The organism is Streptomyces sp. NPDC030809, from assembly GCF_055572195.1.
The window spans coordinates 1-15,843 of the sequence record NZ_JBVIDV010000003.1; the positions used below are offsets into that span (position 1 = coordinate 1).

19 protein-coding genes are annotated in these 15,843 nt (G+C 72.7%); 5 read left to right on the top strand and 14 right to left on the bottom strand.

Annotated elements, in window-relative coordinates:
• Nucleotides 1-229 precede the first annotated feature (229 nt).
• Nucleotides 230-661, top strand: a complete 432-nt coding sequence (locus ACZ407_RS04710) for a PPOX class F420-dependent oxidoreductase (RefSeq protein ID WP_468126047.1) — start codon at nucleotides 230-232, stop codon at nucleotides 659-661.
• A 120-nt stretch (nucleotides 662-781) separates the two neighbouring features.
• Nucleotides 782-1,546, top strand: a complete 765-nt coding sequence (locus ACZ407_RS04715; RefSeq protein WP_468125491.1) for an alpha/beta fold hydrolase — start codon at nucleotides 782-784, stop codon at nucleotides 1,544-1,546.
• A gap of 25 nt (nucleotides 1,547-1,571) precedes the next feature.
• On the opposite strand, the gene ACZ407_RS04720 is transcribed toward ACZ407_RS04715, so the two are convergent.
• Nucleotides 1,572-1,964, bottom strand: a complete 393-nt coding sequence (locus ACZ407_RS04720; RefSeq protein WP_468125492.1) for a DUF6083 domain-containing protein — start codon at nucleotides 1,962-1,964, stop codon at nucleotides 1,572-1,574.
• A gap of 197 nt (nucleotides 1,965-2,161) precedes the next feature.
• Here ACZ407_RS04720 and ACZ407_RS04725 point away from each other — a divergent pair, with 197 nt between their 5' ends.
• Nucleotides 2,162-2,503: a hypothetical protein gene (locus tag ACZ407_RS04725; protein ID WP_468125493.1), complete on the top strand. Its 342-nt coding sequence runs from the start codon at nucleotides 2,162-2,164 to the stop codon at nucleotides 2,501-2,503.
• Between the two features lie 21 nt (nucleotides 2,504-2,524).
• Here the strand turns inward: ACZ407_RS04725 and corA are convergent, their stop codons facing one another.
• Both corA and ACZ407_RS04735 read right to left on the bottom strand, forming a co-directional pair.
• Nucleotides 2,525-3,607 (bottom strand): magnesium/cobalt transporter CorA, encoded by a 1,083-nt coding sequence (gene corA, locus ACZ407_RS04730; RefSeq protein WP_468126049.1) that lies wholly within the window; start codon nucleotides 3,605-3,607, stop codon nucleotides 2,525-2,527.
• A gap of 43 nt (nucleotides 3,608-3,650) precedes the next feature.
• Nucleotides 3,651-4,388 (bottom strand): flavodoxin family protein, encoded by a 738-nt coding sequence (locus tag ACZ407_RS04735; protein ID WP_468125494.1) that lies wholly within the window; start codon nucleotides 4,386-4,388, stop codon nucleotides 3,651-3,653.
• 228 nt (nucleotides 4,389-4,616) lie between these two features.
• Between ACZ407_RS04735 and ACZ407_RS04740 the strand changes: the two genes are divergently transcribed.
• Entirely contained in the window at nucleotides 4,617-4,955 is a 339-nt protein-coding gene (locus tag ACZ407_RS04740) for a type II toxin-antitoxin system PemK/MazF family toxin (RefSeq protein ID WP_468125496.1), read from the top strand.
• Nucleotides 4,956-5,128: 173 nt separating this feature from the next.
• Nucleotides 5,129-6,937 (top strand): S9 family peptidase, encoded by a 1,809-nt coding sequence (locus tag ACZ407_RS04745; RefSeq protein ID WP_468125498.1) that lies wholly within the window; start codon nucleotides 5,129-5,131, stop codon nucleotides 6,935-6,937.
• Here the strand turns inward: ACZ407_RS04745 and ACZ407_RS04750 are convergent.
• The 11 genes from ACZ407_RS04750 to ACZ407_RS04800 form a co-directional block, all read right to left on the bottom strand.
• Nucleotides 6,915-7,730, bottom strand: a complete 816-nt coding sequence (locus tag ACZ407_RS04750) for an SURF1 family protein (protein WP_468125500.1) — start codon at nucleotides 7,728-7,730, stop codon at nucleotides 6,915-6,917. The genes ACZ407_RS04745 and ACZ407_RS04750 overlap by 23 nt on opposite strands.
• A 30-nt stretch (nucleotides 7,731-7,760) precedes the next feature.
• Complete coding sequence (locus ACZ407_RS04755) at nucleotides 7,761-8,984, bottom strand: hypothetical protein (RefSeq protein ID WP_468125502.1); 1,224 nt, start codon at nucleotides 8,982-8,984, stop codon at nucleotides 7,761-7,763.
• Entirely contained in the window at nucleotides 8,981-9,682 is a 702-nt protein-coding gene (locus ACZ407_RS04760; RefSeq protein WP_468125504.1) for a SigE family RNA polymerase sigma factor, read from the bottom strand. Before ACZ407_RS04760 ends, ACZ407_RS04755 begins: the two co-directional genes overlap by 4 nt.
• Nucleotides 9,683-9,899: 217 nt before the next feature.
• Nucleotides 9,900-10,979: an aspartate-semialdehyde dehydrogenase gene (locus ACZ407_RS04765; RefSeq protein ID WP_468125505.1), complete on the bottom strand. Its 1,080-nt coding sequence runs from the start codon at nucleotides 10,977-10,979 to the stop codon at nucleotides 9,900-9,902.
• A complete protein-coding gene (locus tag ACZ407_RS04770; RefSeq protein ID WP_468125507.1) occupies nucleotides 10,976-12,250 on the bottom strand; it encodes an aspartate kinase in 1,275 nt (424 codons plus the stop codon). Before ACZ407_RS04770 ends, ACZ407_RS04765 begins: the two co-directional genes overlap by 4 nt.
• A 138-nt stretch (nucleotides 12,251-12,388) precedes the next feature.
• Nucleotides 12,389-12,946: a Uma2 family endonuclease gene (locus tag ACZ407_RS04775; RefSeq protein WP_468125508.1), complete on the bottom strand. Its 558-nt coding sequence runs from the start codon at nucleotides 12,944-12,946 to the stop codon at nucleotides 12,389-12,391.
• On the bottom strand, nucleotides 12,943-13,167 hold the full coding sequence (locus tag ACZ407_RS04780; protein WP_468125510.1) for a hypothetical protein: 225 nt from the start codon (nucleotides 13,165-13,167) through the stop codon (nucleotides 12,943-12,945). Before ACZ407_RS04780 ends, ACZ407_RS04775 begins: the two co-directional genes overlap by 4 nt.
• 55 nt (nucleotides 13,168-13,222) lie before the next feature.
• A complete protein-coding gene (locus tag ACZ407_RS04785; protein ID WP_468125511.1) occupies nucleotides 13,223-13,525 on the bottom strand; it encodes a hypothetical protein in 303 nt (100 codons plus the stop codon).
• A gap of 101 nt (nucleotides 13,526-13,626) precedes the next feature.
• Nucleotides 13,627-14,574 carry a hypothetical protein gene (locus tag ACZ407_RS04790; RefSeq protein WP_468125513.1) on the bottom strand — a complete coding sequence of 316 codons (948 nt, stop codon included), beginning with the start codon at nucleotides 14,572-14,574 and terminating at the stop codon, nucleotides 13,627-13,629.
• A 219-nt stretch (nucleotides 14,575-14,793) separates the two neighbouring features.
• Nucleotides 14,794-14,961: a DUF397 domain-containing protein gene (locus ACZ407_RS04795; protein ID WP_468125515.1), complete on the bottom strand. Its 168-nt coding sequence runs from the start codon at nucleotides 14,959-14,961 to the stop codon at nucleotides 14,794-14,796.
• The gene (locus tag ACZ407_RS04800; RefSeq protein ID WP_468125516.1) at nucleotides 14,958-15,776 is read right to left on the bottom strand and encodes a helix-turn-helix domain-containing protein; all 819 of its coding nucleotides are present in this window, start codon (nucleotides 15,774-15,776) and stop codon (nucleotides 14,958-14,960) included. Before ACZ407_RS04800 ends, ACZ407_RS04795 begins: the two co-directional genes overlap by 4 nt.
• Nucleotides 15,777-15,843 lie beyond the last annotated feature (67 nt).

A 15,843-nucleotide genomic window follows, 5' to 3' on the forward strand; every position in this document is an offset into this window, starting at 1 on the left:
GAACTCCTCGTCCAGGCGGATGGTGACGTGTCTCGACATGCCTTTCACCGTACAGCGGCCCTGCTGTACGGGGGAGGGGAACGGCCCGGGGGTGGGGGGGGGGGAACCCCCCCCCCCCCCCCCCCCCCCCCCCCCCCCCCACCGCCCCCCCCCCCCCCCCCCCCCCGCGCCGCCCGGGCCCCTTGTCCGCCGTACACCCCGTTCGAAAGGGAGTTTCCGCATGCAGCCGATGACCGAGGAGGAGTGGCGGGCCTTCGTGCTGGCCGGCACCCGCACCGCCAAGCTGGCCACCACCCGCAAGGACGGCCGGCCGCACGTCACCCCCGTGTGGTTCCTGCTGGACGAGACCCCCGACGGCCGCACCGAGGTGGTCTTCACGACCTGGCACGCCTCGGTCAAGGCCCACGCCCTGCTGCGGGAGCCGCGGTTCGCGCTGTGCGTGGACGACATGGCGGCGCCGTACGCGTACGTGATGCTCGAATGCACGGCCCGCTTCACGGAGGACCCGGCGGAGCTGCGGCAGTGGGCGGCCCGGATCGGCGGCCGGTACATGGGCGCGGAACTGGCGGAGCAGTACGGGGAGCGGAACTCGGTGCCGGGGGAATACCTCGTACGGGCAAATGTTGATCATGCCATTGCCCTTCAGGGGATCGCTTCCTGAGGCTTCGCGCAACACACTTGATCCGCACGCCAGTTGATCACGACCGGCAGTTCCGGTCCCGACCGGCAGTTCCGGTCACGACCGGCAGTTCCGATCACGACCACCACAGGAGAGCCGACTGTGCGCACCGCCGCCGTGACCCCCGAGGGCGACCTGATCCGCTGGGTCGAGCTGCCGGGGGCCGAACCCGTCCGCGTCTACGTGCACGGGCTGGGCGCCACCTCGCCGGCGTACTGGGCCGAGACGGCGGTGCACCCGCTGCTGGCGGGGCGCCGGTCGCTGCTGATCGACCTCCTCGGGCACGGCATCAGCGACCGGCCGGAGGGCTTCGACTACGCGCTCGCCTCGCACGCCGACGCGCTGGCCGCGGCCCTGACCGCGGCCGGGGTGGCCGGAGCCGAGGTGATCGCGCACAGCATGGGCGGGTCGGTGGCCCTGGTGCTGGCCGACCGCCACCCGCACCTGGTGTCGAAGCTGGTGCTGGTGGACGCCAACCTGGACGCGGCCGAGCCGGTGCCCGGGGCGATCGGCAGCACCGGCATCGCGGCCTACACGGAGGAGGAGTTCCTCGCGGGCGGCTGGGCGGAGGTCCGGGACCAGGCAGGGGCCCACTGGTGGTCGACCATGCGGCTGACGGACCGCACCGCCCTGCACCGCAGCGCCGTACAGCTGGTGCGCGGCTCGGAGCCGGTGATGCGGGAGCTGCTGCTCGGCCTGGAGATCCCGCGGACCTTCCTGCTGCCGCAGGCCGACGGGCCGCTGAGGGGCGCCGAGGAGCTGCGGGCCGCGGGGGTGTCGGTGGTGGAGGTGCCCGACTGCGGGCACAACATCATGCTGGACAACCCGCAGGCCTTCGCCGAGGCCACGGCGGCCGCGCTCGCCTAGGCGGCAGCGGCCGCGCGCGCCCGGGCTACGGGTGGCGGTGGTTGCGCCACCACAGGGACAGCAGGGTCAGCGAGTCCGCCGGGGCCGGCCGGGAGGGGCACACGTCTACGTGCGAGACCCGGCAGGTGTCGGCGGGTTCGGCGCGGCCGAGGGCCACGGCGGTGCCGTCCCCGGCGATCCGCCAGCGCTTCCCGGCCGGAATGTGGCCGACCGGGAAGTCCCCGGCCTCCATCAGGATCCAGCGGCCGTGCACCGTGCGGTGCCAGGCGGCCGGCGAGCCGCAGCGGCGGCACGGGGTCCGGGCCGGATCCCGGACGTCCGGCACCGCCGTGCCCGTACGGTCGGCATGGCGCAGCGCGGCGGAGGCGCCGGCCAGCACCTCGGCCAGCAGCACCGGCTCACGGGACGCAGCTTCCACGACTTCCACCCCCACAGACCGCGAACAGCCGTCCTCCGGATCCTTCCACCCGCCACTGACAGCCATGCGGGCGGAAGGACCGCCGGGCCGGATCGCCGCCCGCCCGTCGGCCGGCCGCCGCCCGTCCGCCACCCGCCGGACACCTGCCGCCGCCCCCGCGCGCCCTGCTGTGGGCCGGGCTCGCCGGACTGCTGTACGTGATCCTGCTGCCGCCGCGGATCACCGCCCGGCCGGGACTGCTGAGCTCCCGCGGCCTGTGCACCGCGCACACCGTCCGCACCGACGCCCTCGTCTCCGTGCGCTGCTCGGAAGGGGTGGCCCGGCGGCTGGTGCTGCGCGACGGGTACGGCGGCCGGGTGGAGCTGGATCCGGAGGTGCTGGTCCGCAATCCGCCGCTGTGGCACCGGCTGGACGCCGATGCCCGGACCGCGCTGGAGCGGGGGACCCTGCTGTGCGGGGCGACCGCCCTGCGGCGGCTGTCCGAGCGCATCGACCGGGAAGCCGCCCGTACGGTCTTCAGGATCTCGGGCCTGGCCTGAGGGCCACGGGCCCGCCGCGGCTCACAGCCAGCCGTTGCGCCGGAAGCCGCGGTGGATGACGAAGCAGGAGACCGCGATCAGGACGAGCACCGCCGGGTACCCGTACGTCCACTTGAGCTCCGGCATGTGCTCGAAGTTCATCCCGTAGACCCCGCAGACCATCGTCGGGACGGCCACGATCGCCGCCCAGGCGGTGATCTTGCGCATGTCCTCGTTCTGGGCGACGGTCACCTGCGCGAGGTGGGCCTGGAGGATCGAGTCGAGCAGGGAGTCGTAGGACGCGATCTGCTCGGTGGTGCGGGTCAGGTGGTCGGCCACGTCCCGGAAGTACGCGCGGATGTCCGGCCCGATCACCGGCATCGGCTGGGTGGCGAGCTGCTGGAGCGGCCGGTCCAGCGGGGCCACCGCCCGCCGCAGTTCGAGCAGCTCCCGCTTGAGCTGGTAGATGCGTCCCGCGTCGCCCCGGCTGCCCTCCTCGCTGAAGACGGCGGACTCCACCGCGTCGAGGTCGCTCTGCACGGCGTCGGTGACGGCGAGGTACTCGTCGACCACGTGGTCCGCTATGGCGTGCAGGACCACCGCCGGGCCCTTGGCGAGCTGCTCCGGGTCGGTCTCCAGGGCCTCGCGCATCGGGCCGAGCGAGCCGTGGCCGCCGTGCCGGATGGTGATGACGAAGTCGGTGCCGGCGAAGACCATCAGCTCGCCGGTGTCCACGACCTCGCTGGTGGCGGTCAGCTCCTCGTGCTCGACGTAGCGGACGGTCTTGAAGACGGCGAAGAGGGTGTCGTCGTACCGCTCCACCTTGGGCCGCTGGTGGGCGTGGACGGCGTCCTCCACGGCCAGCGGGTGCAGGCCGAAGAGCTCGGCGAGGCCGGTGAACTCCTCCGCCTCGGGCTCGTGGAGACCGATCCAGACGAAGCCGTCGCCCGTCTTGCGGACCCGGCGCAGCGCGTCCTCGGCGTTCTCGCAGCCGTCCTGCCGGACCCCTTCGCGGTAGACCACGCAGTTGACCACGGCCGATCCCAGGGGGGAGCGGGCGGGGTGGCTGAGGTCCACGGCCCGCCGGACGCTCCGGCGGACCGCTCGGCGTAGCTGGCTGAACATCGACACTGCGGGCTCCTTCGGCGGTTCGGGGCCCAGTGTGTCATCAGCGGTGTTCGGGGTTGGGGTAGTCGAAGCGGCAGCCGGCGTCCCACAGGGAGCGCTGGTTGCCGTGCGCGGGGATGCCGCCGGCCCGCTTGAGGAGGGCGGCCAGGTGCATGAGGTTCCAGCTCATGAAGGCCGTGTTCCGGTTGGTGAAGTCGTTGTCCGGGCCGCCGGAGCCCTCGTCGAGGTACGACGGGCCCGGCCCGGCCTCGCCGATCCAGCCCGCGTCGGCCTGCGGGGGGACCGCGAAGCCGAGGTGCTGGAGGCTGTAGAGGACGTTCATCGCGCAGTGCTTGACCCCGTCCTCGTTGCCGGTGATCAGGCAGCCGCCGACCCTGCCGTAGTACGCGTACTGGCCCTGCTCGTTGAGGATGCCGGAGCAGGCGTAGAGCCGCTCGACGACCTGCTTCATGACCGAGCTGTTGTCGCCGAGCCAGATCGGGCCGGCCAGGACGAGGATGTCGGCGTTCATGATCTGCGAGTAGAGGACCGGCCACTCGTCGGTCTCCCAGCCGTGCTCGGTCATGTCCGGCCACACGCCGGTGGCCAGGTCGTGGTCCACGGCCCGGATCAGCTCGGTGGCGACGCCGTTCGACTCCATGACGGCGCGGCTGCGCTCGATCAGGCCCTCGGTGTTGCTGACCTCGGGCGAGCGCTTGAGGGTGCAGTTGACGTAGACCGCGCGCAGGCGCAGGTCCTCGTACCGGTACGCGGGGGGTGTGGGCGGTGTCGGGGGCACCCGGCCAGCGTGCGGGCCACCGGGCGCGCCTGCCACTCCGGTGACCCGTACGGCTCAGCCCCGGCGCGGCCCGCCGGAGCCGCGGCCCAGGCTGCTCGCGCGAGAGGCGTCCGAGGTGGGTGCAGCCGAGGAGATCCGCGCCTTCTACGGCCGTACGGGCGCCCCGCTGCCCGAGGGTGTGGCCGAGCCGACTGACGACGAGCTCGCGGCCGCGGACGCGATGGAGTGGTGAGCGCCGGCGCGGCATTGCGCGGCGAGGTGTGGGTCTGCGCGCTGCCCCAGCCGGTGGGCCCCCATCCGGTGGTCGTCCTCACGGTCAACCGGATCGCTGAACCGCTCGCCTCGGTCACCGTCGCCCTGATCACCGGTACGTCCGGCCCCCAGGCGACCCACGTGCCCATCGGGCCCGACGCGGGACTGGCGAAATACGACGCGTCGTACGTGAACTGTGCGGACCTGCACACGGTCGCGAAGGCACGGCTGGGCCGGAGACTCGGCCTGCCGGCCCCCGGCGAGCTGCGCCGGGTGGAGGACTCCGTCCGCCTGATCCTCGGCCTGCAGCACTGACCGCAGCGGTCCACGTCATGCAGCCGGGCGGAGACGGCTCCGCCGACGGTGTGCAGCCTGGCCCTGCGCACGATCATCTGCACGGTGGCGCCCTGCCGCCGGGTCTGCGCCGGTGTTTCACGTGAAACAGCGGGCGGGCCGGACGGCCCCCGCACGGCGGACACAATGAGCGTATGACCGATGACACCAGCACGTCCGCGATCACGGGGATGCCCGACTGGGAGAAGCGTTTCCGGGCCCCGAGGGTCGGGCTGCCGGAGTGGGCCGAGGACGCCCCCGACCGCTCCCTCTTCGTCTCCAATGCGACCGGCACCTACGAGCTCTACGCCTGGGACCGGGCCACCGGCGAGCGCCGGCAGGCCACGGACCGGCCGAACGGCACCACCGACGGCACCCTCTCCCCGGACGGGGAGTGGATCTGGTGGTTCTCCGACACCGACGGCGACGAGTTCGGCGTCTGGGTCCGCCAGCCCTTCGGCGGCGGGGACGACGAGCCCGCCACCCCGGGCCTGGAGCCCTCCTACCCGGCAGGTCTGGCGATCGCCCGGGACGGCACCGCGGTGGTGGGCCGCTCCACCGACGAGGACGGCTCGACCGTGCACGTCGTACGGCCGGGGGCGGCGCCCGTGGAGATCTACCGGCACCGCGAGTCCGCGGGGGTCGGGGACCTGTCCCGGGACGGCACCCTCCTCGCGATCGAGCACACCGAGCACGGGGACGCGATGCACTCCGCGCTGCGGGTGCTGACCCTCGACGGCGAGACCGTGGCCGAGCTGGACGACACCAAGGGCGGCACCGAGGAACTGGGCCTGGAGGTGCTGGGCTTCGCACCGGTCGCCGGGGACACCCGGCTGCTCGTGGGCCACCAGCGGCGGGGCCGCTGGGAGCCGATGGTGTGGGACGTGGCGAGCGGTACGGAGACCCCGCTCGCGGTGGACCTGCCCGGAGACGTGGCCGCCGAGTGGTACCCGGACGGCTCGGCCCTGCTCGTCGAGCACAGCTTCGAGGCGCGCAGCGAACTGTGGCGCTACGACCTGGCCACGCAGGCGCTGACCCGGGTGGAGACCCCGCGCGGCACCGTCTCGGGTGCGACCGCCCGGCCGGACGGGACCGTGGAGTACCTGTGGTCCTCGGCCGCGGAGCCCTCCTCGGTGCGGTCCACGGCGGGCGGGGTGGTGCTGGACGCCCCCGGCCTGAAGGCGCCGGGCTCGGTGCCGGTGCAGGACGTGTGGGTGGAGGGCCCGGGCGGGCGGATCCACGCCCTGGCCCAGCGCCCGGCGGCCGGCGAGGGCCCGTTCCCGACGGTCTTCGAGATCCACGGCGGCCCGGCCTGGCACGACAGCGACGCGTTCGCGGCGGCCCCGGCGGCCTGGCTGGACCACGGGTTCGCGGTGGTCCGCGTGAACTACCGCGGTTCCACCGGCTACGGCCGGGAGTGGACGGACGCGCTCAAGCACCGGGTGGGCCTGATCGAGCTGGAGGACATCGCGGCGGTCCGGGAGTGGGCCGTCTCCTCCGGGCTGGCGGACCCGGCCCGGCTGGTGCTGTCCGGCGGCTCCTGGGGCGGCTACCTGACCCTGCTCGGGCTGGGCACCCAGCCGGAGGCCTGGGCGGTGGGCCTGGCCGCGGTCCCGGTCGCGGACTACGTGACGGCGTACCACGACGAGATGGAGGCGCTGAAGGCGCTGGACCGGACCCTGTTCGGCGGCACTCCGGAGGAGGTGCCGGACCGGTTCACGGCCTCGTCCCCGCTGACGTACGTGGACGCGGTGCGGGCCCCGGTGCACATCGCGGCCGGGGTGAACGACCCGCGCTGCCCGATCCGGCAGATCGACAACTACGTGGACCGGCTGGCGGCCCGCGGGGCGGTGCACGAGGTGTACCGCTACGACGCCGGGCACGGCTCCCTGGTGGTGGAGGAGCGCATCAAGCAGGTCCGGATGGAGCTGGAGTTCGCGCTCAAGCACCTGCCGCCGGCGTAGCAGGCTCGGCCTCACGAGGCTGTCCGGGGTCCGGGACGAGGCCCAGTTCCGCGTCCCGGACCGCCTCGGTCTCGCGGCGGTAGAGGCGGAACCACATGAAGAGCACGAAGGCGGCGAAGACGAACCACTCGCCGGTGTAGCCGAGGTTCTGGAAGGCCTTCAGGTCGAGCCCGGTGTTCACGGGCGCCGCCACCGGCACCGGCTCCATGCCGGGCACCCCGGCGGGCGCCTGCGGCAGGGTCAGCCACGCGTCGTACAGCGGGTAGGGCACCAGGTTCACCAGCGAGGCGGCGCCGATCACACCGAGCTGCCCGGCCGGCAGGCCGCCTTCTGCGTGCACGCCCTTGGAGGAGGAGCTTTCCGAGGCCTGGAGGGAGCCGGTGACCTCGACCCGGCCGGCCGGCGGGGCCGGGGCCTTCTTCGGGTCGGCGGTGCCGGGCAGCCAGCCGCGCACCACGGGCACGGCCTTGCCGCCGTCGGTGCGCAGCAGGGTGAGCACGTAGAAGCCGGTCCGGCCGTCGAGGGTGCGCTCGGGCACCAGGAGCTGGTCGGCGTACCGGCCGGAGACCTTGGCGGGCTTGCCGGAGGTCTCCTTGTCCACCGGGAGCAGCGCGTCCAGCGGCTCGGCCGCGGGCTGCGCGGCGGGCCGTTCGGCGGTCGCCTCGCGGTGGCTGTCGACGCGGTCCTCGAAGCGGCCGAGCTGCCACGTCCCCATGAAGAGGCAGAAGGGGACGGACAGCACGACGAAGATGTTGATCCCCCACCACCGCGGGGTCAGCAGAAACCGGTGCACCCCTCCACCGTACGGGCCCGGCCGCCGCGGCTAGGCGGCGGGCTCCGCCGGGAGCACTCCGGTCCGGTAGAGGGTGCCGGAGCAGGCGTTCGGGATCACGGTGCGGGCGGTGGGTGCGCCGGGCTCCGCGGTGTGCGTGACCTCGACCCCGGTCCCGTCGTCGGTGGTGGGCTGCTCGCCCTCGCCCAGCGGGTCGTCGGCTTCGCCGCCCTCGGTGTCCCCGCCCTCGCCGGTGCCGGTGCCCCCGCTGCCGGTGGCTCCGGGCTCGGCGCCGCCGGTCTCGCCGCCGGAGGCGGTGCCGCTGCCGGCGGTCGGGTCCGGGGTGGGGGTCGGGCCGGGGGCGGTCGGGCAGGCCTCCGAGGGGACCCAGGCGAACTTGATCTCGTAGGCGGCGTTCGGGGGCAGGACCAGCGCGCTCTCGTCGGCGGCCGGGCTGGGCAGCCCGGTGGCCGGGTCCCCCGCGGTGTGGTCGGCCACGGTGATCTTCCCGCCGGTGTCGGTGCCGGCCGCGGCGGCCTTCACCGTGCCGCGGCCGGAGACGCGGCAGCTGCCCTGGGAGACGTTGGTGATGCGGAAGGTGCCGTAGACCTTGCCGTCGGCGTCCGGGCTGCGGGTGTCCTCCAGGGCGACGCCGAGCTGGTCGGCCTGGCAGGCGGGGGCCGGGGCGGCGGTGGCGGTCTTGCCGGAGCCCTCGCCGTCGCCCGTGCCGCCGCTGCCGGTGGTCTTGCCGGGGTCCTCGGTCCGGTCCCCCTTGGGCCGGCCGGGGCCGCCGGTGCCGCTGCCGGGCTTGCCGGGCTTCAGGGGGACCGCGGGGCCGTCGGGCAGCCCGGGCCAGGTCAGGTCGGGGTCGGTGAGCCCGGCCTCGCCGGCGCGGGTCTGCTGCCCGTGCCCGGCGATGGCGGTGTGGTCGTCGGTGCCGCCGCCCCCGGAGGCCGCGTCGACGAAGGTGGGGATGGAGATCCCGACGAGCAGGGCCGCGGCGGCCACGCCGACGAGGGTGGCCTGCCGCTTGCGGGCGCGGCGGGCGGGCACGGCGTACCGCAGGCGCTCCAGGGCGCCGTCGGAGGGTTCGAGGCCGGCGACCGCGCCCTGGAGCAGGCTCCGGATCGCGAGCTCGCCGTCGGTGCCGGAGGAACCGGCGAGACCCGGGAGACCTGAGAGACCTGAGAGACCGGACGGGCCGGAGGCCTCGCCACCGGGACCGGAAGTGCTGTTCACGCCGCCGTTTTCCTTCGGGTTGCGTTCGTCGCTCATTGCCCCGCCTCCATGGCCACCCGCAGTGCCGCGATCCCGCGGGAACCGTAGGCCTTCACGGAGCCCAGGGAAATCCCCAGCGTCTCCGCCACCTGCGCCTCCGTCATGTCGGCGAAGTAGCGCAGCACCAGGACCTCGCGCTGCCGCCGCTGGATGCCCTTCATCGCCTTGATCAGGTCGTCCCGCTCCAGCTGGTCGTACGCCCCCTCCTCGGCGCTCGCCATGTCCGGCATCGGCTTCGACAGCAGCTTCAGGCTGAGGATGCGCCGGCGCAGGGCGGAGCGGGAGAGGTTGACCACGGTCTGGCGCAGGTAGGCCAGGGTCTTCTCGGGGTCGCGGACCCGGTTGCGCGCCGAGTGGACCCGGATGAAGGCCTCCTGGACCACGTCCTCGCAGGAGGCGGTGTCGTCGAGGAGCAGCGCGGCGAGGCCCAGCAGCGAGCGGTAGTGCTGCCGGTAGGTCTCGGTGAGGTGGTCGACGGTGGTGCCCACGGCGGCCGTGTCCTCGGCGCTCTCCCGCGGGGAGGGCACACGTCCGGCACGCGTGGACCCGCGTGTGGAGCCCAGCGGAGAGATCACGGGCATGCCTCCGCCAGGCCACGGGGCCTGGGTGCCGCTGCCTGAGGGGCGCGGACGCCTGCGGGGCGGTGCGAGCGGCCCGCCCACGGGCAGGACTGCGATGTCGAGAACCTGTGCCACGCAGGTTGGACACGCAACCCCCCGCCAGGGTTGTACGCACGGGGCATCCCGATGAGTGCCGCCTCCCCTGTCCTCATGCGCACCCGCTCTCCCGATCGCCCCGTTCATCCAGGCGGCAGTCGGGCCATCACCTTGATCTGAGGATCAGACAAGATCCTACAAAGTGATGTACGGTGCGGGCCCCCCAGGCCGTCCCTCTCGCTCCGTCACGTTCCACTCACGCGGACGCGTATCCGGCGGCGGTCAGTTCCGCGATCCGAGCGGTGTTCAGGGCCGCTCCCTGGCGCAGGTTGTCGGCGCAGACGAAGAACTCCAGGGCCCGCGGATCGTCCAGGGACGCCCGCACCCGTCCCACCCAGGCGGGATCGGTTCCGGCGGCGTCGGCGGGGGTCGGGAACTCCCCCGCGGCGGGGTCGTCCACCAGGACCACCCCGGGGGCGGCGGCCAGCACCTCGTGCGCCCCGGCCCGGGTGACCTCGTCGCGGAACCGGGCCCGCACGGTCATCGAGTGGCCGGTGATCACGGGCACCCGGACGCAGGTGACGGCCACCGGCAGCGCGTCGAGGCCGAGTACCTTGCGGGTCTCCGCACGGATCCGCAGCTCCTCCGAGGACCAGCCGTCCGCGGCGGGCTGCCCCGACCAGGGGACCACGTTGAGCGCGAGGGGCGCGGGGAAGGGCCCGGGGTCGGCGCCCACGGCCCGCCGTACGTCCCCGGGCTGCTCGCCGAGCTCGGCGCCGGTGACCAGGGACAGCTGGCGGCGCAGCGCCTCGGTCCCGGCCCGGCCCGCGCCGCTGGCGGCCTGGTACGTGGCGAGCTGGAGCTCGGTCAGTCCGTAGGCGGCGTGCAGCGCGCCCACGGCGACGATCATGGAGAGGGTGACGGGGTCGGGGCCCGCGACGATCCCGCGCGGGCGCAGCAGTGCCGCCTGCGGGTTGATCTCGGGGACCACGAGGGGCACGCCGGGGTCCGCCCGGAAGGCCGGGGAGGCGTCCACGACGGTGGCGCCGCGCGCGGTGACCACGGGGGCCCAGCGGGCCGAGACGTGCTCCGGGGTGAGGAACACGGCGACGTCGCCCTTGCCGAGGCCGTCGAAGGCGTCCTCGGTGAGGGCGAGCACTTCGGTCTCCTCGCCGCGCACGGCCGACCGGCGGCCGGCCGAGCGCGGGGAGGCGACCAGGCGGATCCCGCCCCAGACGTCCGCCCGCTGGGAGACGATCCGGAGCAGGACCGAGCCGACCGCGCCGGTCGCCCCGACCACGGCGAGCGCCGGGGCGGAGGACCGGTCGCCGGTCATCGTCCGGTGCCTCCGTAGACGACGGCCTCGTCGCTGTCGGAGTCCAGGCCGAAGGCCGTGTGCACGGCGCGGACGGCCTCGTTGACGTCGTCCTGGCGGGTGACCACGGAGATGCGGATCTCGGAGGTGGAGATCAGCTCGATGTTCACGCCCGCGTCGGACAGCGCCTTGAAGAAGGCGGCGGTGACGCCCGGGTTGGTCTTCATGCCCGCGCCGACCAGGGAGATCTTGCCGATCTGGTCGTCGTAGCGCAGGGACTCGAAGCCGATGGCGGTCTTCGCCTTCTCCAGGGCGTCGATGGCCTTGGAGCCCTCGGCCTTGGGGAGGGTGAAGGAGATGTCCGTCAGGCCCGTGGAGGCGGCCGAGACGTTCTGGACGATCATGTCGATGTTGATCTCGGCATCGGCGATCGCCTGGAAGATGGCCGCGGCCTCGCCCGGCTTGTCCGGGACGCCGACGACCGTGACCTTGGCTTCGGAGACGTCGTGGGCGACTCCGGAGATGATGGCGTGCTCCACCTGCTCGTCCCCTTGCGGCTGCTCGTTGCTGACCCAGGTGCCGCGCAGTCCGGAGAAGGACGAGCGGACGTGGATCGGGATGTTGTATCGGCGTGCGTATTCCACGCACCGGTGCAGGAGCACCTTGGAGCCGGACGCGGCCAGCTCCAGCATGTCCTCGGAGGAGATCCAGTCGATCTTCCGGGCCTTCTTCACCACGCGCGGGTCGGCGGTGAACACGCCGTCCACGTCGGTGTAGATCTCGCAGACCTCGGCGTCCAGCGCGGCCGCCAGGGCCACCGCGGTGGTGTCCGAGCCGCCGCGGCCCAGGGTGGTGATGTCCTTGCTGTCGGCGGACACGCCCTGGAAGCCGGCGACGATGGCGATGTTGCCCTCGTTCAGCGCGGTGCGGATACGGCCCGGCGTGACATCGATGATGCGCGCTTTGTTGTGGACCGAGTCGGTGATGACGCCTGCCTGGCTGCCCGTGAACGACTGGGCCTCGTGGCCCAGGTTTTTGATCGCCATGGCCAGCAGGGCCATGGAGATCCGCTCTCCGGCGGTCAGCAGCATGTCGAACTCCCGGCCGGTAGGCATCGGAGATACCTGCTCGGCGAGATCGATCAGCTCGTCCGTCGTGTCGCCCATCGCCGAAACCACGACGACCACCTGGTGGCCGTTCTTCTTGGCATCGACGATCCGCTTGGCGACGCGCTTGATGCCCTCGGCATCGGCTACGGAGGAGCCTCCGTACTTCTGCACGACAAGGCCCACGTGCGCTCCTCGCTCATTCCGTTACTGCGGTCAGCTCCGCAGTCTAACGAGCGCCCGGAATCCGGCCCTCATGTACCACATCATGAGACATCCCTTCCGTCAGAAAAGACGACCGAACGGCCCGGGCCGTTCCCGGCCTCAGCGGGTCACATCCGCGACCTTGGCGGTGGCCAGGGTGATGCGCACCGGCTCGGGCAGCTCGACCACCGCCCCGAAGGGGCGCGTGGTGACCTCCCGGTACCGGCCGCCCTCGGGTGAGGTGTGGAGCACCACCGCCCCCTCTTCCCGGTCGATGAGCAGGTAGACCGGAATGCCCGCCTCCGCGTACCCGTGGCACTTCTCGCCTCTGAGCAGGGCATTGGCCTCTGCGTCGCGGGAGGTGACCTCTACGATCATGAGCACCGGGGCCGGGTCGGACCACTCACCGTCTCCGGCGAACGCGTCGGCGGAAGCGAGGACGGCGGCGGGCCGGGTGCGTCCCCGGCCGTCGGCCTCCGTCTTCAGCCCGCGCCCGGGATACAGGCCCAGGTCCGGCCGGGCGAGCAGGCACTGCCTGGTCAGCCAGGCCACGATCGTGGCCTGGCCGCCGTCCCCGCCCCTGCCGCCGCGAACACGTCCCCGTACCAGCTCCAGCCGCACGAACTCGAAGTCGCACCCGGCGGTCCTCTCGAACTGCTCGGCCCGGTCGGCGGTCACAGCAGTTGCACCCTGGTGAGTACGCAGTGCGGCTCGGCGGTGTGGGCGACGACGAGGTACTCGGCGAGGCCGAGCGCACCATCCGGGCCGACGGGGATGCGGCGGAGCTCCGGCCACTTGTCCGAAGCCGTGTGCCCCGGCACCTCACCCCTGGTCTCGTTGATCGCCACCGTGAGGGCAACCACGGCGCCGAACACCTGCCCGTCGAGCAGCGGGTCCATCAGGAGCCTGCTGACCTCCTCCGAGAGGAGACACGGCCACCCCTCGGCCCCCGCCTCACTCAAGGGGAAGCCCGCGCGCTTGCCGGTACGCGATGACGTCCGACAGCGGCACGGTCCTGAGGGTGCCGTTCATGGCGGCCTCCCGGATCCGGTCCGCGTCCGGGTCGGTGTCGAGCATGGCCTCGCACCACCAGTGCCGCAGCACCGCTTCGGCCTGCTCCAGCGGCGCTTCGCCGAATTCGCGGAAGAACCGCATGCGCTGCGCCCCCTGGAGGGCATTGGCGATCCCGTCGAACGTGCGGGGCACACGCTCCGGCTCCTGCGGTGCGGGCGTCGGCTCGAAGGGCTGTGCGGTCATGACGGCCTCCGGACGAGAGCGTGAGGGATCCCCGTTCACGGTACTCGGATCGCGCCCGACCGAGGCCGGGACCCGAGGAGCCGTGCACAGGCTGAGCGGGCTCATCCGCGGGGCCTCGGGAGGAGGCCGCCCGCTTCGCGGACGATGTCGGCGAATTTGTGGACCTCGGACGGGGTGGGGGTGGCGGGGCGGAAGGTCTGGAGGGTGCGGGCTTCCGCGGCCTCGGCGTGGAGGGTCTTGCAGTGGTCGCAGTTCATGTCCAGCGCGCAGCGGGCGCAGGTGCTGTTGATGATCGTCGCGGTCAGTTCGTCCGCGTCGCAGAAGAAGCAGGCCATGATGCGGCGCCCCACGACCCAGTCCCCCTCCTCGAACTCCTCGGCGGCCGGTTCGGGGGCGGCGGGTGCAGGCTCGGGGGGCATCTTCTTCTCCAGGCGGGTGCGGAGCAGGGCGGCGGGGTTGTGGACGGGCCGGGGCAGTCCGGCGGTCAGCGCGTGGACGAGGCGCCGGGCGTCGTCGTCCCGCTCCAGCCAGGCTTCGGCGAGCGGGGCGAGCTGTGCGCACTCGTCGGCGGAGAGGGCGAGCTCCGGCTCGGTCTCGCGCAGTTCCGCGAGCACCCGGTACGCCTCCTCCCGCGGCGGCAGCCGGTGCGGCTTCGCCTTGATCTCGCGGCAGAAGGCGAGCCACCAGTCGCGGTCGCGGGCGGTGCGCGAGAAGTACGTACGCGTCACCCAGCGCGCGGACTGCGGCCGGACCAGGTGCTCCTTGAACTGGCACAGGTGCCCGGCGTCGATGAGCAGATGGAGGAGGGCCCGGCAGCCGGCCTGCCCGAGCCCGGGCGTGGCGGCGGACAGGCTCTTGTGGTCGATGGCGGCGCCTTCGGGCAACCGGTCGATAAACCAGGCGAGCGCGGCTTCATCCTTGGACAGGTGCGCGAATTGCTCCCCCGCAGGGGGAAGTTGGCCGGGAGCGTCCCGCTTCCCGAACCCGGGATTGGCCATCGGATGAGCTGCGGCGGCGGGCAGCACGGCGATAGACTCGAGGCAAGCCACGAGATCCCTCCTATGCAGGATCTTGTCGGTCAAGCCCCGGCCGGTGTTGTGAGCATCGCGCCGGGGTTGTTTGCGTCTGTGGCGGACGCTAGAGCCTCGCGACACTCCGTCGCAACTTGCTCACTATTAGTAATACCGCTGGGTCGCAGGAGACCCGGGTGGGGTGGTTGGGCTTATCCCAACCACCCCATCCCTAGAGGAGAGCTCGGAGCTCGGAGCTCAAAACTGGGCGAGGAACCCGGCCCAGGCGTAACCCGGGAACGTGAGTTCGGGCCCGGCCTCCACCTTGGAATCCCGCACATGGACATCGTCGCGACCGTCCGCGACCTCGACGCAGTTGTCGCCCTCGCCACCGCTGTAGCTGGACTTCCGCCAGTGCAGGTTCATCGCTCCTCCAGCATCCGCATGAGGAATTGGGCCGACTCCCGTGCACCTAGGGCCGCGGTGCGAATCAGGCCGAGCCGCTCGGTGTGCGTACGCACCACCTCGGTGTCCGTGGTGAGTTGCCGGATCGACTGACCGACCGAGTACGCATGCCGAACCCCGGCCTCGTCCTCCAAGACGATCATCATGCCGCTGGTTCCCACCCCGGCGGCAAACTCGAACGGCAGGACCTGGAGGGTTACATGCCGCAATGCACCCACGTCCAACAGGCGCTGTAGCTGCCCCCGTTGCGCTTGACGGTCCCCCAAGAGGGTCCTGAGGGCGGTCTCGTGCACGACGAAACTCATGGCCACCGGTGGCTGCTTCTCCAGGATCAGCTGTCGCTGCAACCGCACCGCGGTTCGCTCCTCGACCGTGCCGTCATCCACCGGTGGCCAGTGGATCTGGAACAGGGCGCGCATGTACGCCTCGGTCTGCAACAGGCCGGGGATCAAAGAGACCTCGTACCACCAGAGGCTTCGCGCCTGTCGCTCCACCTCGAAGAAGCTCCGGTCCCGCTCAGCGGACTTCTCCCGGCTCAGATACTCCTTCGCCGCGCTCAGCAAGCCCTCCGCCTGGAGCAACGCATCCGCCGCGTCCAGGAGTTGCGGGGTCGGCATGCGGACGCCCTGTTCCATCGCCTTGATCGTGTCGGGGGCGTAGCGGGCGGCCGCGCCCAGTTCCTCGCGGGAGACGCCCGCCTTCGTGCGCCACCGCTTGAGCTGGTCGCCGGCGTACCGCCAGGACGGGGGAGGTACAGAAGGGTTCGGCACTGACACAGTGGCCACCTCCGGCGGTTACACCACGATCTGTATCCGGTCAGTCACTCTCCACCGTAGCCCCGGC

Bases quoted from the DNA above. Each gene is read 5' to 3' on its own strand.
- corA (WP_468126049.1), bottom strand. From the start codon at position 3,607: ATGTTCAGCCAGCTACGCCGAGCGGTCCGCCGGAGCGTCCGGCGGGCC.
- ACZ407_RS04785 (WP_468125511.1), bottom strand. From the start codon at position 13,525: ATGACCGCACAGCCCTTCGAGCCGACGCCCGCACCGCAGGAGCCGGAG.
- ACZ407_RS04755 (WP_468125502.1), bottom strand. From the start codon at position 8,984: ATGAGCGACGAACGCAACCCGAAGGAAAACGGCGGCGTGAACAGCACT.
- ACZ407_RS04780 (WP_468125510.1), bottom strand. From the start codon at position 13,167: ATGGACCCGCTGCTCGACGGGCAGGTGTTCGGCGCCGTGGTTGCCCTC.
- ACZ407_RS04710 (WP_468126047.1), top strand. From the start codon at position 230: ATGACCGAGGAGGAGTGGCGGGCCTTCGTGCTGGCCGGCACCCGCACC.
- ACZ407_RS04765 (WP_468125505.1), bottom strand. From the start codon at position 10,979: ATGACCGGCGACCGGTCCTCCGCCCCGGCGCTCGCCGTGGTCGGGGCG.
- ACZ407_RS04795 (WP_468125515.1), bottom strand. From the start codon at position 14,961: ATGAACCTGCACTGGCGGAAGTCCAGCTACAGCGGTGGCGAGGGCGAC.
- ACZ407_RS04745 (WP_468125498.1), top strand. From the start codon at position 5,129: ATGACCGATGACACCAGCACGTCCGCGATCACGGGGATGCCCGACTGG.